This is a genomic window from Mesorhizobium sp. G2-6-1, from assembly GCF_055809095.1.
Genome location: NZ_CM147896.1, coordinates 2,434,467 through 2,459,635, shown reverse-complemented (window position 1 = coordinate 2,459,635; position 25,169 = coordinate 2,434,467). Strand labels below are relative to the sequence as shown.

The 25,169-nt window shown below is 56.0% G+C and carries 15 protein-coding genes and 2 pseudogenes; 11 read left to right on the top strand and 6 right to left on the bottom strand.

Going from position 1 to position 25,169, the window contains the following annotated elements; genetic code table 11:
* Window positions 1-54: 54 nt before the first annotated feature.
* Window positions 55-1,080, bottom strand: a complete 1,026-nt coding sequence (locus tag AC0L7S_RS11830) for a LacI family DNA-binding transcriptional regulator (RefSeq protein ID WP_473474277.1) — start codon at window positions 1,078-1,080, stop codon at window positions 55-57.
* 347 nt (window positions 1,081-1,427) lie between these two features.
* On the opposite strand from AC0L7S_RS11830, the pseudogene AC0L7S_RS11825 reads away from it, so the two are divergent.
* From AC0L7S_RS11825 to AC0L7S_RS11805, 5 genes and pseudogenes are all read left to right on the top strand, one after another.
* Window positions 1,428-3,871 (top strand): annotated as a pseudogene (locus AC0L7S_RS11825) (GcvT family protein).
* A gap of 148 nt (window positions 3,872-4,019) precedes the next feature.
* Window positions 4,020-5,966, top strand: coding sequence for a 5'-nucleotidase C-terminal domain-containing protein (locus AC0L7S_RS11820; RefSeq protein ID WP_473471115.1), 1,947 nt, complete (start codon window positions 4,020-4,022; stop codon window positions 5,964-5,966).
* A 145-nt stretch (window positions 5,967-6,111) separates the two neighbouring features.
* Window positions 6,112-7,173, top strand: a complete 1,062-nt coding sequence (gene hemH / locus AC0L7S_RS11815) for a ferrochelatase (RefSeq protein WP_473471113.1) — start codon at window positions 6,112-6,114, stop codon at window positions 7,171-7,173.
* 159 nt (window positions 7,174-7,332) lie between these two features.
* Window positions 7,333-8,280 (top strand): SPFH domain-containing protein, encoded by a 948-nt coding sequence (locus tag AC0L7S_RS11810; RefSeq protein WP_473471111.1) that lies wholly within the window; start codon window positions 7,333-7,335, stop codon window positions 8,278-8,280.
* A 22-nt stretch (window positions 8,281-8,302) separates the two neighbouring features.
* Window positions 8,303-8,767, top strand: a complete 465-nt coding sequence (locus tag AC0L7S_RS11805; protein WP_473471109.1) for an NfeD family protein — start codon at window positions 8,303-8,305, stop codon at window positions 8,765-8,767.
* A 3-nt stretch (window positions 8,768-8,770) separates the two neighbouring features.
* Here AC0L7S_RS11805 and AC0L7S_RS11800 read toward each other — a convergent pair whose 3' ends face one another.
* The gene (locus AC0L7S_RS11800; protein ID WP_473471107.1) at window positions 8,771-9,772 is read right to left on the bottom strand and encodes a KpsF/GutQ family sugar-phosphate isomerase; all 1,002 of its coding nucleotides are present in this window, start codon (window positions 9,770-9,772) and stop codon (window positions 8,771-8,773) included.
* Window positions 9,773-9,917: 145 nt separating this feature from the next.
* Between AC0L7S_RS11800 and AC0L7S_RS11795 the strand changes: the two are divergent.
* Window positions 9,918-10,649: pseudogene (locus tag AC0L7S_RS11795) on the top strand (outer membrane beta-barrel protein); the annotation flags it as partial.
* 134 nt (window positions 10,650-10,783) lie between these two features.
* Entirely contained in the window at window positions 10,784-11,638 is an 855-nt protein-coding gene (locus AC0L7S_RS11790) for an outer membrane beta-barrel protein (RefSeq protein WP_473471105.1), read from the top strand.
* 34 nt (window positions 11,639-11,672) lie between these two features.
* Here the strand turns inward: AC0L7S_RS11790 and galU are convergent, their stop codons facing one another.
* Window positions 11,673-12,557: a UTP--glucose-1-phosphate uridylyltransferase GalU gene (gene galU / locus AC0L7S_RS11785; RefSeq protein ID WP_473474276.1), complete on the bottom strand. Its 885-nt coding sequence runs from the start codon at window positions 12,555-12,557 to the stop codon at window positions 11,673-11,675.
* A gap of 207 nt (window positions 12,558-12,764) precedes the next feature.
* Between galU and AC0L7S_RS11780 the strand changes: the two genes are divergently transcribed.
* Together AC0L7S_RS11780 and AC0L7S_RS11775 are read left to right on the top strand one after the other, a co-directional pair.
* On the top strand, window positions 12,765-13,991 hold the full coding sequence (locus AC0L7S_RS11780; protein WP_473471103.1) for a lytic murein transglycosylase: 1,227 nt from the start codon (window positions 12,765-12,767) through the stop codon (window positions 13,989-13,991).
* Between the two features lie 33 nt (window positions 13,992-14,024).
* A complete protein-coding gene (locus AC0L7S_RS11775) occupies window positions 14,025-15,245 on the top strand; it encodes an SGNH/GDSL hydrolase family protein (RefSeq protein WP_473474275.1) in 1,221 nt (406 codons plus the stop codon).
* Between the two features lie 18 nt (window positions 15,246-15,263).
* Here AC0L7S_RS11775 and AC0L7S_RS11770 read toward each other — a convergent pair whose 3' ends face one another.
* Entirely contained in the window at window positions 15,264-16,718 is a 1,455-nt protein-coding gene (locus AC0L7S_RS11770) for a glutamate synthase subunit beta (protein WP_473471101.1), read from the bottom strand.
* A 190-nt stretch (window positions 16,719-16,908) separates the two neighbouring features.
* Window positions 16,909-21,636 carry a glutamate synthase large subunit gene (gene gltB, locus AC0L7S_RS11765; protein WP_473474274.1) on the bottom strand — a complete coding sequence of 1,576 codons (4,728 nt, stop codon included), beginning with the start codon at window positions 21,634-21,636 and terminating at the stop codon, window positions 16,909-16,911.
* A 442-nt stretch (window positions 21,637-22,078) separates the two neighbouring features.
* Here gltB and AC0L7S_RS11760 point away from each other — a divergent pair, with 442 nt between their 5' ends.
* A complete protein-coding gene (locus AC0L7S_RS11760; protein WP_473471099.1) occupies window positions 22,079-23,131 on the top strand; it encodes a threonine aldolase family protein in 1,053 nt (350 codons plus the stop codon).
* A gap of 102 nt (window positions 23,132-23,233) precedes the next feature.
* Here the strand turns inward: AC0L7S_RS11760 and AC0L7S_RS11755 are convergent, their stop codons facing one another.
* A complete protein-coding gene (locus tag AC0L7S_RS11755; protein WP_473471097.1) occupies window positions 23,234-23,701 on the bottom strand; it encodes an Hsp20 family protein in 468 nt (155 codons plus the stop codon).
* Window positions 23,702-24,154: 453 nt separating this feature from the next.
* On the opposite strand from AC0L7S_RS11755, the gene AC0L7S_RS11750 reads away from it, so the two are divergent.
* On the top strand, window positions 24,155-25,135 hold the full coding sequence (locus AC0L7S_RS11750; RefSeq protein WP_473471095.1) for an alpha/beta fold hydrolase: 981 nt from the start codon (window positions 24,155-24,157) through the stop codon (window positions 25,133-25,135).
* The last annotated feature ends 34 nt before the right edge of the window (window positions 25,136-25,169 follow it).

Here is a 25,169-nt window from a genome sequence, read left to right as displayed (position 1 = left end):
GCTCGTGCATGACATCTCGATTAACGTACGTCAAAATTTCGCAGCAATATTCCGTCATGGCAGATTGTCTCTCAGATAGATTTCAATCCGGATATGCTCCTGACTGTCGATGACCGCCGTTCCATCCGTAAGGGCCTTCATGATCCTGATCGCAGAGCGGGTTTCATGGCCAGAATCCTGATTGATAACGGCGTCGAAAATTCCATCACGTAATGCTTTGCGGGAATGGTCCGTCAGTTCATGCGCAACGACGACAAGATCCTTGTAGATCGGCTTCGCCGACAGAACTTCGATCACACCACGATTGCCCGCACCGATATTATAGACACCGACGATGTCACTTTGTCGCTCAAGGCATGCCGCAAGAACGTCGCGCGTCGTTTGCGCATCGTCACGCCCTTCGAGCACCGGCAGACACTCAAGCGCTGGAAACTCCGCCCGGATGATCTGGTCAAAACCCATGCGCCGCTCGACATGGTCGCGCACCAGCATCGACCCGGCTACAAGCGCCACCTTGCCTGATTTTCCGGCAGAAAACCGGCCAATCAGGCTGGCCGCAGTTCTGCCAGCAGCAACATTGTCAATGCCGATATAATGGCTTCGTTTGGACGCCGGCATATCCGAAACAACGGTCACGACCGGAACATTGGCACGCCACAAACGCGCCAGCGATTCTCGAACCACCGTCGATTCCGTTGCGACAAGCGCAACGCCGGAAATACTGTCGACATCCAGGCTATCGACGGCGCGCGCAAGGGCTGCGGCATCGAAGGCTGGCACTTTGACGATGCTGATCTGCGTCCGGTCAATCAGCGAATGCAACTTCACTTCTTCAAGCTCGCGCTCAAGCCCGCGCATAAAGCTGTTTGGACCTTCAGGGATGATGAAGACGAAATGATAGATCCGCTGTTTGGCAAGATTTGCCGCAGTGATGTCGCGCACGAATGCGAGCTTGGCGACAGCCGCCTCAACGCGCGCCACTGTTGCCGCCCTCACGCCCGAGCGTTTGTTCAACACACGGTCCACCGTCGCCAGGCTGACACCTGCCTCATCAGCTACATCATGTATCGTTGGACGCAACGCTGAACTCCTCCTCGTACCGGTATAGACAATTTTTTGAGGTACGTAAATCAAAAACCACCATCGTTGATGTGCTTGTGCAAAAACATGAAGCGCGCTCGCCTCACACAGCATGGAAATAACGAAATTCCGCTCCAGCACCATCTCATGAAAAGTGTGTGCCTTATCCGGATCGCCCCCGCCGACACAGGCGATGAACACGGTCTTATACGACTGAGCCACGCCAATATTCTTCGTGCAAAAACGAGACGAAATGGCTACTCATGCTTTTGGCGATGGGCATGTTACCTCCCCGGCAACAGAGCCTGTTCATCCTTGTTCACCATGCCATTGAAAGACGACCCACGATGAATCAGGTTCCAGACAAAGCCCGCGTCGTAATTATTGGCGGCGGGGTGATCGGCTGCTCCGTTGCTTACCATCTTGCCAAGCAGGGCTGGAAAGACATTGTCCTGCTCGAACGCAAGCAGCTAACCAGCGGCACGACCTGGCACGCCGCCGGATTGATCGGTCAATTGCGGGCAACCGCGAACATGACGAAGCTGGCGAAATACAGCCAGGAACTTTACAACGACCTTGAAGCTGAAACGGGCGTTTCGACAGGCTGTCGCCGCAACGGCTCGATCACTGTGGCGCTGACCCCGGAGCGTCGCGAGGAAATTCTGCGCCAGGCTTCCATGGCGCGCGGTTTCGGTGTCGATGTGGAAGAAATTTCCCCAACTGAGGCCAAGAACCGCTATCCCCATCTGAATATCGAAGACGTGATTGCCGCCGTTTACATTGCCAAGGATGGGCAAGGTGACCCGTCAAACATTGCCCTCGCCCTCGCCAAGGGAGCACGCCAGCGCGGCGCTCGCATCATTGAGCGTGTAAAGGCAACAGCCATTCGCAAAATTGGCCGCAAGGTCACTGGCATCGAATGGCAAAGCGAAACCGAACAAGGTCATATCGAAGCTGAAATGGTGGTGAACTGCGCCGGCATGTGGGGACGCGAGGTTGGCCGCATGGCTGGCGTCAACGTGCCGCTACATGCGTGCGAGCATTTCTATATTGTCACCGAAGCCATTCCAGACCTGCAACGCTTGCCTGTTTTGCGTGTTCCCGATGAATGCGCCTACTACAAGGAAGATGCTGGAAAAATACTGTTGGGTGCCTTCGAACCTGTGTCCAAACCGTGGGGCATGGGCGGCATCCCTGAAGCGTTCGAATTCGACCAGTTGCCCGAGGATTTCGATCATTTCGAACCAATTCTGGAAAAGGCAGTGAACCGCTTTCCGGTTCTCGGACAGACCGGCATCCACACTTTCTTCAACGGGCCCGAGAGCTTCACGCCCGACGACGCCTACCATTTGGGCCTGTCCCCCGAACTTGACAATTTCTGGGTGGCCGCTGGTTTCAATTCAATCGGAATCCAGTCTGCCGGCGGCGCGGGCATGGCATTGGCCCAGTGGATGGAGGCGGGCGAAAAGCCGTTCGATCTGGGCGATGTAGACATTGGCCGCATGCAACCATTTCAAGGCAATGCGTCGTATCTCTACCAACGCTCGACCGAAACGCTCGGGCTTCTATACGCTGACCATTTTCCGTTTCGCCAAAAAGCGACAGCGCGCGGAATTCGCCGCTCCCCCTCCATGAACACCTCAAGGCACATGGTGCCGTTTTTGGAGAGACCGCCGGTTGGGAACGCGCCAACTGGTTCGCACGTGAAGGTCAGGAACGCGAGTACCGCTATAGCTGGAACCGCCAGAACTGGTTTGAAAATGCGGCGCAAGAACACAAGGCCATTCGCGAAAATGTCGGCATGTACGACATGACATCCTTTGGGAAAATCCGCATCGAAGGGCGTGATGCGGAAACATTCCTCAACCATGTCTGCGGCGGCGACATGAGTGTGCCCGCGGGCAAGATCGTTTACACGCAGATGTTGAACAGCCACGGTGGCATCGAAGCCGATGTAACCGTGACGAGGCTTGATGAAATATCCTATCTGATGGTTACGCCAGGCGCCACGCGCCAGGCCGACCAGACATGGCTGCGGCGTCACAAACAGGATTTCAATGTCACGATCACCGACATGACGGCCAGCGAAGGCGTGCTTGCGGTCATGGGACCGAATTCGCGCAGCCTTCTACAAAGCGTATCTCCCGCCGAATTCACCAATGCTACGAACCCTTTCGGAACGGCTCAGGAAATCGAGATCGGCATGGCGCTTGCCCGCGCTCACCGGGTCACCTATGTCGGTGAATTGGGATGGGAAATCTATGTTTCAAGCGATATGGCAGCTCATGTCTTTGAAACGCTGCATGAAGCCGGCCAGGATATGGGGCTGAAGCTTTGCGGGCTTCACATGATGGACAGTTGCCGGATCGAAAAAGCATTCCGCCATTTTGGCCACGACATCACCTGTGAAGATAATGTGATTGACGCAGGACTGGGCTTTGCAGTGAAGACCACGAAACCAGACTTCATCGGGCGTGACGCCGTGCTTGCGCGCAAGCAAAGCGGCCCCAAATCGCGATTGATGCAGTTTCTTCTGGAAGATTCGGAACCGTTACTCTTCCACAATGAACCGATCATACGCGACGGTGAAGTGGTCGGATATATCTCGTCCGGTTCCTACGGCCATACGCTTGGCGGCAGCGTCGGCATGGGTTACGTGCCATGTGTCGATGAAACGGCACAAAATCTCCTGGCATCGAAATTCGAAATCATGGTTGCCGGAACAAGGGTGAAGGCCAAGGCGTCACTCAAACCGATGTATGATCCCGGTTCCGAGCGCGTAAAAGTCTGAGACCGTTTCGATACATCCACTTCAGGCGTTGTCGATTCCACTTGCAACCGTAAAATCGCAGTGTGAACATGCTGTGGTCCAGCTTGCTATTCGCCTGTCATGAAAGATGGTCAGGTGAGTTGGACCGGTCCAATCGGGAGAGAACTCCATGAACAGATTTGTTGCAATCGCTGCCTTGTCAGCCACCGCGCTCGGCCTATCGGCTGGAGCTTCATTTGCCGACTACACGCTCAACATCCTTCATATCAATGACTGGCACAGCCGCATCGAGAGCAACAACAAATATGAATCCACCTGCTCTGCCGAGGAAGAGACAAAGGGCGAATGCATCGGAGGCGCTGCGCGCCTGATCACCGCGATTGCCCAGGAACGAAAGAAACTCGAAGGACAAAACGTCCTCTTGCTGAATGGTGGCGACAATTTTCAAGGGTCGCTTTTCTACAGCACCTATAAAGGCAAGGTCGAAGCCGAATTCCTGAACCAAATGAAGTTCGATGCCATGACCGTTGGCAACCACGAATTCGACGACGGTGAGGATGCCCTTGCGCCCTTCCTCGATGTCATCAAGTTTCCGGTCCTCAGTGCCAACGTCAAGGCAAGTGCCGCCGCCAAAATTGGCGACCGCATCAAGCCTTCTGTGGTGATCGAAGTCGGTGGCCAGAAGATCGGCATCATCGGTGCGGTCACCACCCAGACGCCGGAAATCGCTTCACCCGGCCCGAACATCACCATTGAGGACGATATCAAGACGATCACGGCTGAAGTCGAAAAGCTGAAGGCTGAGGGCGTCAACAAGATCATCGCGCTGACCCATGTCGGCTATCCGCGCGACAAGGAAATGATCGCAAAGATCCCAGGCGTCGATGTCGTGGTCGGCGGCCACTCCCATTCGCTATTGTCGAACACGGACCCCAAGGCCGAAGGCCCCTACCCGACGATGATCGACAATCCGGACGGTTACAAAGTACCGGTTACGCAAGCCGCGTCCTATTCGAAATATCTTGGCGAATTCAAAGTCGTTTTCGACGACAATGGCGTCGTCAAGGAAGCTTCAGGCGACCCGATCTTTCTCGACAAGTCGATCACGCCTGACGCTGCCGCGCTCGCCCGCATCAAGGAGCTTGGAGCCCCGATCGAGGAACTGAAAACCAAAATCGTTGGCGAAACCACGGCTCCAATAGATGGCAGTCGCGAAAATTGCCGGGCCCGCGAATGTGAGATGGGCAATCTGGTATCCGACGCGGTGCTGGATCGCGTCAAGGATCAGGGGATTTCAATTGTGTTTTCCAATGGCGGCGGTTTGCGCGCCTCTATTGACCAGGGTCCGGTGACGATGGGCGAGGTGCTCACCGTCCTACCGTTCCAGAATACCGTCGCCACGTTCCAACTGTCGGGCAAGGATATCGTCGCAGCACTCGAAAACGGTGTCAGCCAGCTTGAAGACGGTGCCGGGCGCTTCGCGCAGGTTGCCGGTTTGAAATACGCATTCGATAAGGCTGCTGCCCCGCAAAGCCGCGTCAAGGACGTTGAGGTTATGGATAGCGGCAGTTGGGCACCAATCGACCTGAACAAGGATTACCTCGTCGCGACCAATAATTATGTGCGTCAAGGTGGCGACGGCTACAAGATCTTCGCTGAAAAAGCCAAGAACGCCTACGACTATGGTCCCGGCCTTGAGCAGGTCGTTGCCGACTACCTAACAGCACACAATCCCTACACGCCCGGCGTCGAAGGTCGCATCACCGAAATCGGTGCAGCCACTGCGATGGAATCGACCCCCGAACCGGCAAAGCCCGCTGCAACGGCCACACCTGAACTTCCAGCCGCTTCCAACGACATTGCAAACAGCCCACCAGCTATCGCGGTGGAAGCGGCCCCAGCATCGGCATCGGCAGAACCAACTGCAGAAATGAGTACGCCCGCGATGGCCGTCAAAGGCAGCCATACGATTGTCCGCGGCGACACTTTATGGGATTTGGCAGTTCAAGCTTACGGCGACGGCACAAAGTGGAAAATGATTTCAAAGGCCAATCCGAAAATCAGGCCACACAATCTTCCGCTCGGCGCCATGTTGGAAATTCCTGCAGCGAACTAAGGCCTGTTGACTATCGGGAGTTGCAGCAACGCACCCATCCGCACTACGCGCAACCAACAAATATTTGTGTGTAGTGCGGCCAGACGCGACATTGCATCCTCGTGCCGCATCACTAGGTTCGCCTGATGTGCGGAGACACCATGCCATGACCCTGTCGAACCCCATCAAACCAAACACCGCTGCCATCGGACCACTTCCCGACGGTCATCCTCCGGTCAAGACCGGCAAGATCGGCGTTATGTTGGTCAATCTGGGCACACCGGACGGCACCGATTTCAAGTCCATGTGGCGTTATTTGCGCGAATTCCTGTCTGATCCCCGCGTTATCGAGCTTAATAAGGCGATCTGGTATCCGATCCTCTATGGTCTTGTCCTCACCACGCGGCCGCAGAAATCCGGAGCAAATTATGCCCGGATATGGAACCGCGAAAACAACGAATCGCCACTTCATACCTACACCCGCGGCCAAGGCGAGAAATTGGCGCACGCCCTGCGTGACATTCCCAACGTCGTTGTCGACTGGGCGATGCGCTACGGCAATCCATCAACCGAAAGCGTTGCAGGCAAGCTGACCGCTCAGGGTTGCGACCGCATTGTCTGTTTCCCGCTCTACCCGCAATATTCGGCCACCACGACTGCGACAGCCAACGACCAGCTTTTTCGCGCATTGATGAAAATGCGGCGCGCGCCAGCAATTCGAAGCGTGCCATCCTATTATGACGAGCCGGTCTATATCGATGCACTGGCCCGTTCTATCGAACAGCATCTGGCCAGCCTCGATTTCGACCCGGAAGTCATCGTCGCTTCCTACCACGGCATTCCAAAAGCCTATTTCGAGAAGGGCGACCCCTATCATTGCCATTGCCTGAAGACGACGCGACTTGTTCGCGAACGGCTGGGCTTGAGCGACAAGAAGCTAATCACAACCTTCCAGTCGCGCTTCGGTGCGCAGGAATGGCTCCAGCCCTATACCGACAAGACCCTGGAAAAAATGCCAGGTGACGGCGTCAAATCCGTCGCAGTTATCAATCCCGGCTTTTCATCCGATTGCATAGAAACACTCGATGAGATCGGCAGAGAAGCTGCCGAAATTTTTCACCATGCCGGTGGCGAAAAATTCACACATATCCCCTGCCTGAACGATAGCACTGATGGCATGGCGGTCATCGAGGCACTGACACGCCGTGAACTTCTGGGCTGGATTTGAGCCGTCAAGCACGGTTCACGCGCCAAAATGACCTGTTTGGCCTATGCCGGTCCGTTTAATGTTGCCGTTTAATTGTATCGTTAAGGAAACGACCTTAAGTGTTTTTCTGATACAGGCGGTCAGATGTGGCAATTCTGACCAATTCGAGGGGAAAACAACATGTTCAGTGGACTAGACATTGTCCTTCCGGTTCTTGCCGTTCTTGTGGTGCTGGTCCTTTTCACCGCCATCAAAACGGTTCCGCAGGGCTACAACTATACGGTCGAGCGTTTCGGGCGCTATACGAAAACGCTGACGCCCGGTCTCAACCTGATCGTTCCGTTCGTCGACCGCATCGGTGCGAAGATGAACATGATGGAGCAGGTGCTGGATGTTCCCACACAAGAAGTCATCACCCGAGACAATGCCATCGTGGCGGTCGACGGCGTCGCTTTCTTTCAGGTGTTGAATGCACCGCAAGCAGCCTATCAGGTCGCAGGCCTCCAAAACGCTATCCTCAATCTGACCATGACCAACATTCGTACCGTCATGGGATCGATGGACCTCGACGAGCTTCTATCAAACCGCGACGTCATTAACGAACGTCTGCTGCGTGTCGTCGACGAAGCCGCACACCCGTGGGGCATCAAGATTACCCGCATCGAGATCAAGGACATCAATCCGCCTACGAATCTGGTGGATTCGATGGCGCGTCAGATGATGGCCGAACGAAACAAGCGCGCCCAGATTCTTGAGGCTGAGGGCTTGAAGCAATCGCAGATCCTTGAAGCAGAAGGCCGCCGTGAAGCCGCCTTCCGCGATGCCGAAGCGCGCGAGCGTTCTGCTGAAGCCGAAGCCCGCGCCACCCAGGTGGTGTCCGAGGCAATTTCCAAAGGCGATGTGCAGGCGCTAAATTACTTCGTAGCGCAAAAATACACCGACGCCCTTGCCCGGATAGGCTCCGCCGGCAATTCAAAGGTCGTGTTGATGCCGATGGAAGCATCCTCGCTCATCGGCACGCTCGGCGGCATTGGCGAGATCGCCAAGGAAGTCTTCAAGGATGGTGGAAAAACCGGCACGCAGCGCCAAGCGGCAAGGCCTCCCGTCATTCGCCCGGAAGAGGACTGATCCTGAAAGCTAGGTAACGATAATGCTGGAGCGTATTTTTTCCGAGCTCGGTCCCTGGAACTGGATGGTTCTCGGGTTCATCCTGCTCATGATGGAAATCATGGTGCCAGGTGTTTTCCTCTTGTGGATCGGCATCGCCGCACTCATTGTCGGAACGATATCGCTGATCATATGGGATTCGGGATTCTGGATGTGGCAGGTTCAGGTTGTACTGTTCCTCGCCCTGTCCCTGATAGCAGCTTACATCGGAAAGCAACTCGTTTCGTCGCGAAACGAGGCCTCCGACCAGCCACTCCTCAACCGGCGCGGCGAACAGATGATCGGGCGCACAGCAACACTCTCCGAGCCGATCACCGAAGGCAGGGGCCGCATCCAGCTTGGTGATACACTGTGGCGAATCTCCGGCCCCGATTTACCTGCAGGAGCGAGAGTTCGCGTCATTGGAGCGAGCGAAACGGACCTTGACCTCACGGTCGAAGCCATCTGAAACTCAGGCAGCACCAATGCGTAGCAGGTCGTGAAGATGGACCAGACCAACCGGTCGTCCGCTTTCAACGACCATCAGCGCCGTGATCGATGACGTATTGATAATCTGCAAGGCGGCGGCGACCAGAGTATCGGGTCCGATCGTTTTTGGCGCCTTCGTCATCACCTGTTCAACCGTCATTGCCAGCAAATCACCCTCGATCTGCCTGCGTATGTCGCCATCGGTAATGATCCCGATCAAACTACCATCACCATCGGCAATGGCCACGCACCCCAGGCCCTTGCCGGACATTTCAAGGATTGCCCCACGCATCCCGGTTCCAACCTGAACCAGCGGGACTTTCGCGCCCACATGCATGATGTCGCGAACCTTTGTCAGGTTGGCACCTAGCTGCCCACCCGGATGAAAGGTTCGGAAGTGATCTGGCGTAAAGCCGCGCGCCTCCAGCAAGGCGATTGCCAGAGCATCGCCAATGACAAGCTGCAATAGGGTCGAGGTTGTCGGCGCAAGACCATGCGGGCATGCCTCTGGCGTGCGCGGCAGCAACACAACGACATCCGCCTCACGCGCCAACGCAGACTTCTCGCCCGCTGTCAGCGCGATCAACGGAATGGAAAAGCGCCGGGAATAGGCAATGATGCCCTTTAGCTCCGCAGTTTCACCTGACCAGGACAAGGCAATGATGGCATCGTCAGACGCAATCATGCCAAGGTCGCCGTGATTGGCCTCGGAAGGATGAACGAAGAATGCTGGCGTTCCAGTCGACGCAAGTGTTGCCGCGATCTTTGAGCCGATATGGCCACTCTTGCCAACGCCGGTGACAATGACGCGGCCATTGATACCCGACAATGTTTCGACGGCCTGCGAAAAGGGTCCAGACAGACCATTTTCCAGCGCACCAGTAAGGGCCTCAATGCCGGCCTGCCCTGTCGCGACAGTTCTCAAGGCTGAGGCGATAGACGCCTCCCGGTCCGGCTTGGGCTCTGTTTTGTCTTTTGTATTCATCGCCGAAGCGCTTAACGCGTTGAAACTCGCCTGTCCAACAATATTGCGGCGTTCAATCCGTCAAACTGCAATGGCTTCAACCGTCCGTTAACCATCACAATTTACGGTTCGGTAACAATGGCGCGCAGGCGTCTTCGAGGTCAATATGTTGCGTTCCCAGCCAAAAAACGAGAGGGACGAGCGGAATGTTTCCGCTCGCATGCTTTTATTGGCAACGAGCATTTTCGCAATTACCACGCCGGTTTACCTCCACGCTCAGGAAACGGAACTGCGTGGCGAGGTATCCGAATCTGCAATTCAGCGTGACCAGCAAGCCAAGGTCCGCCAATTGACCGCTGCACAAAATGCATCGGGCACCACACCAACCGTGGCAGCAGGCCTGCCAACTCCAGCCTATGTGCCGGCCAACCCCGGCGCGCTGCCAGACAATAGCGACACGAGCACTGCGACGGGCAGCATTTTCGGCAATTCAGAAGCATCGCCAGATGATACCGCCGACGACCCCACCACTCAGCGGCAGCGCCGGTCATCCACAGCGCGAACCCAACCGGCAAACAGAGAAGACAACACGGCACCGCAGGACAACGCCGCAACCGCCGCCGGGGCTTCGGACCAGGAAGAAGAAACAACCAACCGGCGCGCATCCACCGTCGATTCCGACAACAGGCTTCCATTGAACCCGCGCGAAGAACGAACCGGTTCAATCGAGGGCCAGAGCAGCGAGCCTGAGACCGACCCATATGCTCCGCTTGGTATTCGAGTTGGCTCCTTCACCCTGAGACCCACAATCGAACAAGGCATCACGGCCACATCTAATGCCGATTCCAGCAGCAATGGCCAATCTGCCATCCTCTCGGAAACGACCTTGCGCTTCAACGCCGCTTCCGACTGGCGGGAAAATTCAGCATCCATCAATGGTTACGGCATTGTCAGAAAGACTCTTTCGGGAGAAGAGGTCAGCGATGCAAGGGGCGCATCGATGGCACGCTCAATATCGATCTCGGCAATGAATTGCGCGCCATCGGCAAGCTTGGCTACGAGGCTGCGCCCGAATCCGCATCATCACCGGTCGTTATTACCGGAACCGCATCGCAACCCCTGCGTCAGACCATCGATGGCAGTCTTGGTATCGAAAAAGACGTAGGCAAGATGCGTTTTGGCCTGACAGGCGCTGCCGCACATGATTCTTATGGGGACGCCGACCTGTCAACGGGCGCCACCTTGTCCCAGGAAGATCGAAATTCGACGCTCTACACCGCAACCTTGCGCAGTGGATATGAAATCTCTCCTGCAATAACACCCTTTGTCGAGTTCGAAGGTGGACGGCGGCTTTACGACCAGCGCGCCGACAGCAGTGGTTATCAACGTTCTTCGACGAGGCTCGGCGCGCGCGGTGGCGTTGAACTCGACCTCGGCGAAAAACTGGCGGGCGAATTTTCAGCCGGCTGGTTGCGAGAAAGCTTTGATGATGACCGCCTGGCGCCAATCTCCGGTGCAACCCTCAACGCCGATTTGAGATGGTCGCCGCAACGCGGCACGACAATCGGCATCCGCGGTACGACTGAATTGGAAGGTACAACGACGGCTGGCGAAAGTGGCTCGGTCCTCTATTCCGGACGCATTACCGCAGAGCGGCAGATCCGGGCAAATTTGACAGGGACGGCAGCCCTCGGCCTGGATTGGCGCAATTACAGCGGCTCCAGCGGCCACGATCTCATTTTCAGCGCCGAAGCCGGGCTGACATGGTGGCTGAATCGCTACGCCGGCATCACAACGCGTGTGCGTCACGAAACGCTCGCCAGCAATCTGGCAGGCCGCGATTCAAAGACCAACAGCGTCTATCTGGGTGTAACACTGCAACGCTAAACCATGCTGCAGTTCAGACCACGAAGGTCCGTGCTCAGCCCGGTTGGTAGTCGCTCACCAGCGAGCCAATCACGTCAGCCATTTTATCTTTCATGTCAGAGCGCCACAGGGCAAAGGCCACATTGGCCTCGACGAACCCTTCCGGTGAACCGCAATCGAACGTGCGGCCCTGATAGTGATAGCCATAGAATGACTTTTGCCCACCCAGTTTCAACATGGCGTCGGTAAGCTGGATTTCGTTGCCGGCACCTTTTTCCTGTCCTTCCAGAATATCGAATATTTCCGGCTGGAGAATATAGCGCCCGTTGATATAGAAGTTTGACGGCGCGGTGCCCGGCGCTGGTTTTTCCACCATTTCATTGATTTTGAAACCGGTATGCGTTTCTTCACCACGCCCGACAATGCCGTATTTGTGCGCCTCGGCAGGATCGCATTCCTGCACCGCGACAACGTTGTCGCCGGTTTTTTCGTAAAGCTCGACCATCGACTTCAGGCAGCTCTTTTCCGATTGCATAATCATGTCGGGCAAAAGCAGTGCGAATGGCTCGTCACCAACCAGTTCACGCGCACACCACACAGCATGGCCCAGTCCAAGCGGCACTTGCTGGCGTGTAAAGCTCGTCTGGCCAGGCGCAGGCTGTAATTTCTTCAGCCTGTCGAGTTCGTCATTCTTTCCACGTTGGGCAAGTGTATCATATAGTTCGAACTGAATGTCGAAATGATCCTCGATGACCGTCTTGTTGCGGCCAGTGACAAAGATGAAATGCTCAATGCCCGCTTCGCGCGCTTCATCGACGACATATTGAATGACCGGCCGATCAACCACCGTAAGCATCTCTTTCGGGATAGCCTTGGTGGCAGGGAGGAATCGCGTACCAAGCCCGGCAACGGGAAAAACTGCCTTACGCACTCTCTTCATATCGTCAATCATCCATTCTTTTTCGTGGCCACCGTGCTTCCGACACAATTCCACATCGAAATTGAAGATTACTGAACTGAAACGCGCTGGCAGGTCCGACAATTAAGCATTGAAGCCTCTTTTCGTTCCAGAAGGCCCCTATGGTAAACTAATTCCTAACCGGAATCGGCGATGAATGATCTCTTTCACACAAAGATGGAGGACGAAATGTCTGCTCGCAACGCCACAAAACGCCTTACACGCGCACTGTCCGTCGCCAGCCTGTCTTTCGCCCTTTTGGTGCCGGCAGGTTCGGCCTACGCAGATTCCGGGTTTCGTCAATGGGTAGCCAGCTTCCGCACGACCGCCGTTAAAAATGGCGTATCGGGCAAGCTCTATGATGCGGCCTTTCGCAACATAACCGAGATTGATCCCGTAGTCCTGGAAAAGGCCCGTTACCAGCCTGAGTTCACGGCCCCCGCCTGGGATTATTTCGACAACCGCGTGCAGGACCAATCGATTGCAACCGGCAGGGAAATGGCGCGGAAGTGGAAGCCTTGGCTTGACCGGATCGAAAGCAAATTCGGCGTCGACCGCTACGTCCTTTTGGCGATCTGGTCGATGGAATCGAATTATGGCGAGATACTCAAACGTGATGACATCATGCGCAATGTCGTACGCTCGCTGGCAACTCTTGGTTATGCAGACAAGAGACGCTCGAAATTCGCTCGAACGCAGTTGATCGCCGCTTTGAAGATTCTGCAGAAGGGCGATATCGACGAAAGTCACCTGACCGGCTCATGGGCCGGTGCGATGGGACACACACAGTTCATTCCGACCAGTTATCAGGCATATGCTGTCGATATTGATGGCAATGGCAAACGAGACATCTGGAATTCCATCCCCGACGCGCTGGCCACTGCGGCAAATCTGCTGCGCAAAAATGGCTGGCAAACGGGCAAGACCTGGGGTTATGAGGTCAACCTGCCCGCCGGACGAAAATTCCCCGCTGGCCGACTGTCATTGCGAAAATGGCAATCGCTCGGCCTCACACGAGCCAAGGGCAAACCCTTTCCCCACAGTTCCGACAGTGCGGTCTTGAAAGTCCCCGATGGACGCAAAGGCCCGGCCTTTTTGATGATCAAGAACTTCTCCGTGATCAAGCGCTATAATAACGCCGACAAATACGCCATCGCCGTTGGCCTTCTGGCCGACGAAATTGCCGGTTATGGTGGCCTCGTCAACGACTGGAACCGCCCGTTCACCAAATTGACGTTTGAGGAGAGGCAGGAACTTCAAAAGCGTTTGTCCCTGATCGGATATTATGACGGAAAGATCGACGGCAAGGTCGGTGCCGGGTCGAAATCCGCCATCATTGCCTTCCAGGCTCAGGCAGGCTTGACCCAGGATGGACATCCGAGCATGGAAGTGCTCAAGCGGCTTCGGCAGCGATAACCGCGCGAATGGTTTTTGGATAGTGAGGTTGTTTTGGTTTCGGCATTGCGCAACTGGATAGTACTGCGACGTTCGCCGATACTGATATTCGTTCTCGCCATTTTTTTCATCGGCATTGCCGGCACATTCCAGGTGCCGGCATTCGCTCAGGAAGTGCAGACCCGGACCTGGTCGCTGCGTGACCTGTTTCTGCCACGCAAGAGAGAACGCGTCGAACCCCCTGCGAAAATCCGCAGAAAGCCCCCAAGGGTCAAAAAACAAGCGCCTGCTGCGCGCCAACCGGTCAAGCCTCCGGTGCAAGCCGTCGAAAAAGCGCCGGACGCCCGGCTGGTTCTGGTTGTCGGCGACTTCCTCGCAGGCGGTCTGGCAGAGGGCCTTGAGGCCGCTTTCGAGGAAAATCATTCGATCAAGATAGAAAGCCGCAGCAATGGCTCGTCGGGCCTCGTGCGTGACGATTACTATAATTGGCCGGCTGAGCTACCAGCACTGGTTGAGAGCGAGAAGCCGGCTGCCATCGTTGTCATGATCGGGTCTAACGACCGGCAGCAACTGCGCGTCGGCGATACGAGCGAGCAACCGCGATCGGAGAAATGGACCAAGGAATATGAAGCGCGCGTCACCGCGTTTGGCAAAGAGATCGCAAAAACCAAAGTGCCTTTCATTTGGGTCGGCATTCCTGCCTTCAGGTTTTCCAGCATGACATCCGACATGCTCGCCTTCAATGAAATCTATCGCGCTGCGGCGGAAAGCAATGGTGGCGAATTCGTGGACATTTGGGATGGTTTCGTCGACGAAAACGGTGCTTTCATCACCAAGGGGCCAGACATTAACGGACAACCGGTAAATCTGCGCGGAAGCGATGGCATCAATCTCACGCGGGCAGGCAAGAGAAAAGTGGCGTTCTACGTAGAAAAGCCGCTGATGAAGATATTGGGGTTAGCAATTGGAGCAGACGCAGAGCCCTCGTTTACGCCCGCCGGACTTCCCGTTGAGACGCCCGCCGCAATCACCGCGCCGGAAAATGTCGACCGGACCGCGCCCATGCTGCTCAATGATCCGGCACTTGACGGCGGCACTGAGCTTCTTGGCGCTTTTCCTCATAGGGACAATATGGTTGACACGCGACAAGAAGCAGATGGATTGACGACGCAGGAAAGGGAAAAAGGCCGAGCGGACGATTTTTCATGGCCCCCGCCAAAGGACGTGACAATACCCTTAGCCGCCCCTGAAACCACAACCGCCATTGATCGCTAGAGCATCGCGCTGCGACCATCAAACAGGCAGAACAGTCACACCCATGAGATCTTTGTCGATTGAGTGCGCTGCCTGGCGGCCTTCCCGGATCGCCCACACGACCAGTGACTGCCCGCGCCGCACATCGCCAGCAGCATAGAGCTTGTCGACACTGGTCCTGTAGTCGCGCTCATTAGCAGCCACATTCCTGGAGCGACGCGCATCGACAGCAACATCCATGCCTTTTTCCAACTCTGACAAGATGCCGTGTTCGAACGGGCCGGAAAAACCGATAGCAATGAAAGCGAGATCTGCTCGGATAACAAATTCCGTACCGGCCACAGGCTTGCGCTTTTCATCGACTTCGCAGCATTTCACACCGGTCAATTGACCTTCCTCGCCAATGAATTCAAGCGTCGCCACCTGAAATTCACGCTCGGCCCCCTCGGCTTGCGAAGACGATGTGCGCATTTTCGTCGCCCAGTAAGGCCACACGGCCAGCTTGTCTTCCTTGATGGGTGGTTGCGGGCGAATGTCCAGCTGTGTTACCCGCACCGCGCCTTGACGGAAAGCTGTACCGACACAGTCGGACGCTGTGTCACCGCCACCAACCACAACAACATGCTGACCATTGGCAACGATTGATGTCGAAGGCCACGCGACCGACAGGATTTCCTCGCCGCCAACACGCTTGTTCTGCTGCACGAGATAAGGCATTGCATCGTGAACGCCGTCGAGGTCTTCACCCGCAATACCGGCTTTGCGTGGCATCTCGGACCCGCCACAATACAACACCGCATCATAGGCCGCGAGCAACTCGGCCACGGGCTTGTCGACGCCGACATTGACACCGCACAAGAACGTGACGCCTTCGCCCTGCATCTGCTCGACGCGGCGATCGATGAAGTGCTTTTCGATCTTGAAATCAGGGATGCCAAAGCGCATCAACCCGCCCGGACGGCTCTCGCGTTCATAGACATGGACATCGTGACCGGCGCGGCCCAATTGCTGGGCAGCCGCCATGCCAGCCGGTCCAGACCCGACAATGGCAACCCGCTTGCCGGTTTTCGTCTGCGGCGGATAGGGGCGAATGTAGCCGGTTTCGTAGGCCTTGTCCGCCAGCGCCTGCTCGACCGTCTTGATAGCAACGGGAATATCTTCAAGGTTGAGCGTACATGCCTCTTCACAGGGCGCTGGGCAAATCCGACCGGTAAATTCAGGGAAGTTGTTGGTCGAATGCAGGTTGCGGATCGCATTGTCCCAATCGCCATGATAGACGAGATCGTTCCAGTCCGGAATCTGGTTGTGAACCGGACAACCCGTCGGACCGTGGCAGTAGGGCACGCCACAATCCATGCAGCGTGCCGCCTGCTTTTCGACTTCGCTCTCCGACATCGGCAGCGTGAATTCGCGAAAATGCCGAATGCGATCCGATGCAGGCTGATACTTGTGCACCTGCCGGTCGATCTCCAGAAATCCTGTTACCTTACCCATTTCGATATCCTCGGACTTGCGTTCGACCCGAATGAACCTGACATCTGGTCGCTTGTACGGATCGGATCAGAAAGCCGGCGCATTGGTCCGGCGGTTCAAGCCGTCTTGCGGCTTTCCGTTTAGCGCGGTCGCGCCCCGGTTTTGTGCCTGATGGATGATCCAGACACCTTTGTCGAAACCATTTTGGCCATCACTCTGCCGCCACGTTCATGCGACTGCGCTCCATCTCGATCAAGGCGCGACGATATTCAACCGGCATGACCTTGCGGAATTTCGGCCGGAAGTTTGCCCAACCATCGAGAATTTCCTTGCCGCGTTTGGAGCCTGTGAAATGCACATGGTTCGAGATGAGCTGGAACAGGCGTTCCTCGTCATGGCTCGTCATGTCTCCCGACACATCAACGCGACCTTTATGATCGATGTCGCCGCCATGATGGTGCAGTTTTTCCAGCATGTCGTCTTCTTCCGGCACCGGTTCAAGCTCGACCATGGCCATGTTGCAGCGTTCGGCAAAATCGCCGTCCTCGTCCAGCACATAAGCCACGCCCCCGGACATGCCCGCAGCGAAGTTGCGCCCCGTCTGGCCGATGACAACGACAATGCCGCCGGTCATATACTCGCAACCATGATCGCCCACACCTTCGACGACGGCAATCGCGCCGGAATTGCGCACCGCGAAACGTTCACCAGCGACGCCGCAGAAATACGCCTCGCCTTCGATCGCTCCATACAGGACGGTGTTGCCGACGATGATGGATTCGGCCGCGATTATCTTGGCTTCATCAGGCGGCCTGATGACGATACGCCCGCCCGACAAGCCCTTTCCAACATAGTCGTTGGCAGCGCCCACCAGATCAAACGAAATTCCGCGTGTCAGGAAAGCTGCGAAAGACTGACCTGCAGTGCCGGTCAACTTGATCGAAATCGTGTCGTCACGCAGCCCCTTATGTTTGAACCGCTTGGCCACCTCACCAGAGAGCATGGCTCCCGCTGAGCGATCGACATTGCGGATCGGAACCTCGATCTTGACCGCCTCTTTCTTTTCAAGCGCCGGCTTGGCCAGTTCGATAAGCTTGCGGTCCAGTACATCGTCGATCGGGTGCTTTTGACGCTCGCTCCAATGTGTCGCTTCATGGGGCGCATCGGGCTTGTAGAAAATTTTGGAGAAATCGAGCCCCTTAGCCTTCCAATGCTCGATCAGTTCGCGCTTTTGCACAAGATCGGTATTGCCGATGATCTCATCGAGATGGGTGAAGCCCATTTCGGCAAGGAGTTCGCGAACCTCTTCTGCAACATAGAAGAAGAAATTGATGACATGCTCCGGCGTTCCCTTGAAGCGCTTGCGAAGCACGGGATCTTGCGTCGCAACACCAACAGGACACGTATTCAGATGACACTTGCGCATCATGATACATCCAGCCGCAATCAACGGAGCCGTCGCAAATCCAAACTCGTCGGCACCCAGTAACGCGCCTATGATGACGTCGCGGCCCGTGCGCAAACCACCATCTACCTGAAGCGCCACGCGGCTGCGCAATCCGTTCAAAACCAGGGTCTGGTGCGTCTCGGCAAGCCCCATTTCCCATGGGCTGCCAGCATGTTTGAGCGAGGTCAGCGGTGACGCGCCAGTGCCACCATCATAGCCCGAAACCGTGATATGGTCCGCTCGCGCCTTGGCTACGCCGGCAGCGACCGTGCCAACGCCCACCTCCGACACCAGCTTGACCGAGATATCGGCAGCCGGATTGACGTTTTTCAGATCGTAGATGAGCTGCGCCAGATCTTCGATCGAATAGATGTCGTGGTGAGGCGGCGGCGAAATCAACCCCACGCCCTGTGTGGAATGGCGCGTCTTGGCGATGGTCGCATCGACCTTGTGACCGGGCAACTGCCCACCCTCGCCCGGCTTCGCCCCTTGCGCAACCTTGATCTGGATCATGTCGGAATTGACAAGATACTCCGCCGTGACGCCGAAGCGTCCCGATGCCACCTGCTTGATGGCCGACCGCTCGGGATTTTTGCCGCCACCCGGCAAGGGAAGGTATCGATCCGGTTCCTCGCCACCCTCTCCGGTATTCGACTTGCCGCCGATCTCGTTCATCGCAATGGCAAGCGTCGTGTGGGCTTCTCTCGAAATCGAGCCAAACGACATCGCTCCCGTTGAGAAACGTTTGACGATTTCGGAAGCCGGCATCACCTGATCAAGTGGCACTTTTTTGCGCCCGGCGTCTTCCGCCATGGTGATCTTGAACAGGCCGCGAATAGACTGTGCATGAACCGCTGCGTTGTTGATCTGCTCCGAAAACGCCTTGAAGGTATCCCAGGAACCTTGCCGAACCGCATGCTGTAATGTCGCAACCGCATCAGCCGTCCACGCATGCGCTTCGCCACGCATACGCAAAAGATAATCACCACCGACATCCAATGCGTTGCGCAAGACCGGATCGTCACCGAAAGCGGAACTGTGCCGGTTGACCGTTTCAGTCGCCAACTGCTCCAGACCAACCCCTTCGATATGCGTTGCGGTGCCGGTAAAATACTTGTCGACGAAATCTGCCTTCAGTCCCACGACGTCAAAAATCTGCGCGCCGCAATAGGATTGATAGGTCGATATCCCCATCTTGGACATGACCTTGAGAATGCCCTTGCCAATCGACTTGATGTAGCGTGACACAATCTCCTGATCATCCACTTCCGGCGGGAACGCACCATTCCTGTGCATGTCGGTCAACGTATCGAAAGCCAGATACGGATTGATCGCTTCCGCGCCATAACCCGCCAGACAGCAGAAGTGATGGATTTCGCGAGGCTCACCTGACTCGACCACCAGACCGACCGAAGTGCGCAACCCTTTGCGGATCAGGTGGTGGTGTACCGCAGCGGTCGCAAGCAATGACGGAATATCGATACGGTCAGGGCCAAGCTGGCGGTCTGAAAGGATGATGATGTTATAACCGCCGGCAACTGCTGCCTCTGCCCTGTCACAAAGTCGCTCAACCGCTCCGGGCATACCTGCCGCGCCTTCACTTGCCGAATAGGTGATGTCGATCGTCTTGGTGTCGAAGCGTTCCTCGGTATGCCCGATAGACCGGATTTTCTCGAGATCGGCATTGGTCAATATCGGCTGGCGAACCTCAAGCCGCTTGCGACGCGACGAACCGACAAGATCGAAAATATTCGGCCGCGGTCCAATGAAGGAAACCAGGCTCATCACCAACTCTTCGCGGATCGGGTCGATCGGCGGGTTGGTGACCTGAGCAAAGTTCTGCTTGAAATAATTGTAAAGCAGCTTCGGTCTGTCCGACATGGCCGCGATAGGTGTGTCCGTACCCATTGAACCCACGGCTTCCTGGCCGGTAGTCGCCATCGGCGACATCAAGATTTTCAGGTCTTCCTGCGAATAACCAAAAGCCTGTTGACGGTCGAGCAGCGACACGTCCTTGCGCAACGCGCGCGGCTCAACGGGATTGAGGTCTTCAAGGATCAACTGGGTATTGGACAGCCACTTGCGGTAGGGATGCTTCGTCGCAATTTCCGACTTGATTTCGTCATCTGAAATGATGCGGCCTTTTTCAAGGTCGATGAGCAGCATGCGGCCAGGTTGCAACCGCCATTTCTTGACGATTTTTTCTTCCGGAACCGGCAGCGCACCAGCTTCCGATGCCATAATGACACGCCCATCGTCGGTAACGATGTAGCGCGCTGGCCGCAAACCGTTGCGATCAAGCGTCGCGCCGATCTGGCGCCCATCCGTGAACACAACCGCGGCTGGCCCGTCCCACGGCTCCATCAAGGCGGCATGATACTCATAGAACGCCCTGCTGTCCTCGCTCATCAGCTTGTTGCCGGCCCATGCTTCGGGGATCAGCATCATCATGGCGTGAGCCAGCGAATAGCCACCCTGGAACAGGAATTCGAGCGCATTGTCGAAGCAGGCAGTGTCCGATTGCCCCTCATATGAAATCGGCCAGAGCTTCGAGATGTCGTTGCCGAACAATTCACTGTCAACCGAAGCCTGACGCGCCGCCATCCAGTTGTTATTGCCGCGCACCGTGTTGATTTCGCCATTATGCGCGACCATGCGGTAGGGATGGGCAAGCTTCCAAGACGGGAACGTGTTGGTCGAAAACCGCTGATGGACAAGGATCAACGCTGTTTCGAAACGAGGATCGTCAAGATCCTTGTAGTAGGCACCAACCTGATTTGCCAGGAACATGCCTTTGTAAACAATGGTGCGCGCTGACAGCGACACGCAATAGGCGCCGATATCCCTGTTGTTGTTCTCACCATAAATGCGCCCTGAAATCACCTTCCGCAGAAGATAAAGGCGCGCCTCATATTCTTCGTCATCGTCGATTTCCGGCGTGCGCCCGATGAATACCTGGCGGTGACGCGGCTCCGCAGCAACGATTTCCGGGGCCTTGGACAAGGATGCATTGTCGACAGGAACATCTCGAAAGCCGAGCAGCGGCAAGCCTTCGGACTGGGCCGACTCGACAATGATCTCGTCGATATGGGCACGAAGCTCTTCATCTTGCGGCATGAACCAGTGGCCAACACCGTATTGTCCCGAAAGCGGCAGTTCTATTCCCTGCTTGGCCATTTCCTCGCGAAAGAAGCGATCGGGAATCTGGATCAGCAGTCCTGCACCATCTCCCATCAACGGATCAGCGCCAACTGCCCCGCGATGCGTCAGATTCTCGAGCATTTGAAGCCCGTCGATGACGATCTGGTGCGACTTCTCGCCGTTCATATTGGCAATGAAGCCAACTCCACAAGCATCGTGTTCGTTGCGCGGATCATACAGGCCTTGAGCAACAGGCGCGCTCAATGAACGCGCGCCCGGTTTGACGGCATGCGCTTTCGTCTGCACTTCGGCTGTAAAATCCGTCGTCACAGATGGCGTCACGTCCGTCATCGTCATGTCCTCCGTTCCGCGCCAATAATGCGCTTTTTTATCGATAGGAAGCGCCCGCCTCCTTTAACCCGTTCGGCAGGTCTTGCGAAAGCCTCGCCAACCCATACGGCCCGAATGAAGTGCCGCTTGCGATAGCAACCGGATCAATGCCGACAATACGACATTCCCGCGTACGCTGCGCGATAAAATAAGACAGCATTACTGTCCTAAATTTTTATGTCAGATTTCGTAACCTCACACAAGACCGATTCAGCAAAATTCATGGCCAGCCAGCGACAGAAAATTACACATATTTGAAACATCGCGAAACTTTCGGTCCGCAAAGCCCCATTTCCGGTCCCATGATTTGCATTAACCCGGCATCTTTGGCTGGCTCTTGCACAATGACGACGAAACCGGTCAATGTCGCGCCGTTTTCGCCTCAACAGACACGGATATGCCAATGTACTTCGCTTCCGACAATTGGGCAGGTGCCCATCCCAAGATCGCGGCTCACTTGTCTTCCAATTCAGGCGGCTTTTCCACGGCCTATGGTGACAGCGCCCTGGATCGCCAGGTTCAGGAAAAATTCAGCGAAATCTTCGAACGAGAGGTCGCAGTATTCTTTGTGGCGACTGGAACTGCCGCCAATGCATTGGCGCTGACAGCCTACAACAAGCCCGGCGGCATCTCCTTCTGCCACAGTGAAGCGCACATGATCGAAGATGAATGCGGCGCGCCTGAATATCTTTCAGGGGGTGCGAGGCTACATGCCGTTGATGGCGCACTCGGCAAGATCGATCCCATCACACTTGAGCACACATTGGATCGTTTTGTCCCGGAATTTGTCCATGCCGGAAGGCCAATGGCAGTTTCCATCACGCAATCAACCGAAATAGGCACCCTCTACAATCTCAACGAAATCGCGACCATTTCAAAACTGGCCAAACGCCACTCGATCCCGCTGCATCTGGACGGCGCACGCTTTGCCAATGCACTCGTCACACTTGGCGCAACGCCAGCCGAAATGACATGGAAAAATGGCGTTGACGTCGTCTCCTTTGGCGGAACGAAAAATGGCTGCTGGTGCGCGGAAGCGATCCTGCTGTTCGACCTCGACAAGGCTGCGGAGATGGCATTCCTGCGCAAACGGGCAGCACAATTGTTTTCGAAATCACGCTTCATCGCGGCCCAGTTCGATGCCTATTTTCAAGACGGGCTGTGGCTTGACAGTGCGCGCCACTCTAACGCGATGGCTGCGCGTCTGGCTGCCACCCTCGGGGCTTCCGCCTCAGTGCGCCTTGCATGGGCACCACAAGCAAATGAAGTATTTGCGATCATGGCGAAAACCGTCGCCGAAAAACTCCAGGCTGAGGGCGCGGCATTCTACGATTGGCCAACGCCTGCCAGCTTCACAGACGCGCTCGCGCCCGATGAAAAAATCTATCGCTTCGTCACCAGTTTCGCCACGACCGCTGAAGAGATCGAGCAATTTGCCGAACTCATCGGCGCATAGGGCAATTAGGGTCAGGACTCATTAATGAAGCCTGCAAACAAAAGGCGACGCCTCGCGGCGTCGCCCTTCTCTCGGGAGGTGAGAGAAATCAGGTCACACAGATTAACTGGCCGCTTTGGCTTCAATCTGTTTGGCTTTCGCCGTCGTTGCCGAGATGGCGATCTTGCGCGGCTTCAGTTCCTCCGGGATATTGCGCTTCAGGTCCACGAAAAGCAGACCATTCTTCAACGCAGCACCCACAACATCGACATGATCGGCGAGCTGAAAGCGGCGTTCGAAAGCGCGCGAAGCGATACCGCGATAAAGCAGTTCTGAACCTTCGCCGTCAGCATCTTCCTTGCGTTCGCCTTTCACGGTCAGCACATTGCGGTGTGCCTCAATCGAAATCTCTTCATCCGAGAAGCCAGCAACGGCCATCGAGATGCGATAGGCGTCCTCGCCAGTCTTTTCGATATTGTAGGGCGGGTAGGTCTGCGCGCCCTCCGGCTGGGCAAGTGAATCCAGCATGGTGAGCATCCTGTCGAAGCCAACGGTCGAGCGATAAAATGGGGAAAAATCAACGTGACGCATAATGTGTTCTCCTTTTGAGCAACAAGGTTTGCGTTATGGTCCAGCGAGAAACCCTTCACGGCGTTCCTTGAACCAGCGACCCCGATAACGGCGACCGCTCCAGTCATTTGGGAGCACCCTCGCTACATTTCAAGATTGCCCCAAGTGCAAAAATTTCTTCGCACCCGCCCTTGTGAACGTCAGATGAACGCCCTCATCGGACGATGTTCACACAAGCTGCGTTACGGTTACTCAACACTGCACAAAGCGGCCACATAGAGCGACCGCGATAAGGCCGAGCCGGGTGTAACGTCCCTTCCCCCGGGTCGACAAAGGCCGGAAGCACGTCTTGAACGGCTTCCGGCCTTACTCATTTCACCGGAATTCCTTTGCTTTTCCCCCATAGGCTTTCTATCACCATGCACACACCTCGCCAGCCGGACGCAGGCCCACGACACGAACGAATTGCCAGACATGGACCTTTTGCACGAAATTCCCGGCAATCCGATTCCGGAAAACGCCATCGCGGGCTTCTTCACCTCGCGCGACGGCAAAAATATCCGCTATGCGCGCTTTGCAGCGACGGTCTTGCCCGACAAGGGCCCCAACAAGGGCCCCAACAAGGGCACGGTGATCATCCTGCCCGGTCGAAACGAATGCATTGAAAAATATTTCGAAACCATCCGCGATCTTTGCGACAAGGGACTGGGCGTCGCAACCCTTGATTGGCGCGGACAGGGCGGGTCCGATCGACTGCTGCGAAACCGCCAGCGCGGCTACGTCAAGAGCTTCAATGATTATGCGAAAGACCTGGAACAGTTCTTTCAGGAGATTGTACTGCCTGACTGTCGCGGACCCTTCTATATTCTCGCTCACTCGACGGGAGCAGTGGTGGCGCTTCTCGCTGCACCCAATATGGTCAACCGCGTTCGCCGCATGGTTCTGATCGCCCCATTCCTCGCGCTTCCCGGTCAGCCGGTATCAATGAAGATGGTGCGATGGGTGACAACGCTTTTGAGCAGTATTGGCATGGGGCGCCTCTACGCTGCATGGGGGCCACGTCCCAAGGAAACCGCACCTTTCGATACCAACAAGCTGACATCTGACCCAGCCCGGTATCGGCGTAATACGGCAATCTATGAAGCCTTCCCGCATCTTGCGCTGGGCGGCCCGACCATCCGCTGGCTAAGGGCTGCAAGTTCTGCTGCTTTGGCTGTTACCAAACCGGAATTCATGGCAGCCATCCGCATCCCGATGCTTGTAATAGGCGCCGGAGCAGATCAGGTCGTGTCCACGAAAGCTGTGGCCTCTTACGCAAGGCATTTGCGTCTCGGATCGTTGCTGATGATTGACGGGGCGCGTCACGAAATCCTGCAAGAAACTGATCTTTATCGCGAACAACTGCTCGCAGCCATCAATGCATTCATACCCGGAACCGACGACGGCACACTTTAGAGCATCGGTGTGTCGTGGTTTTGGGGTGACGGAA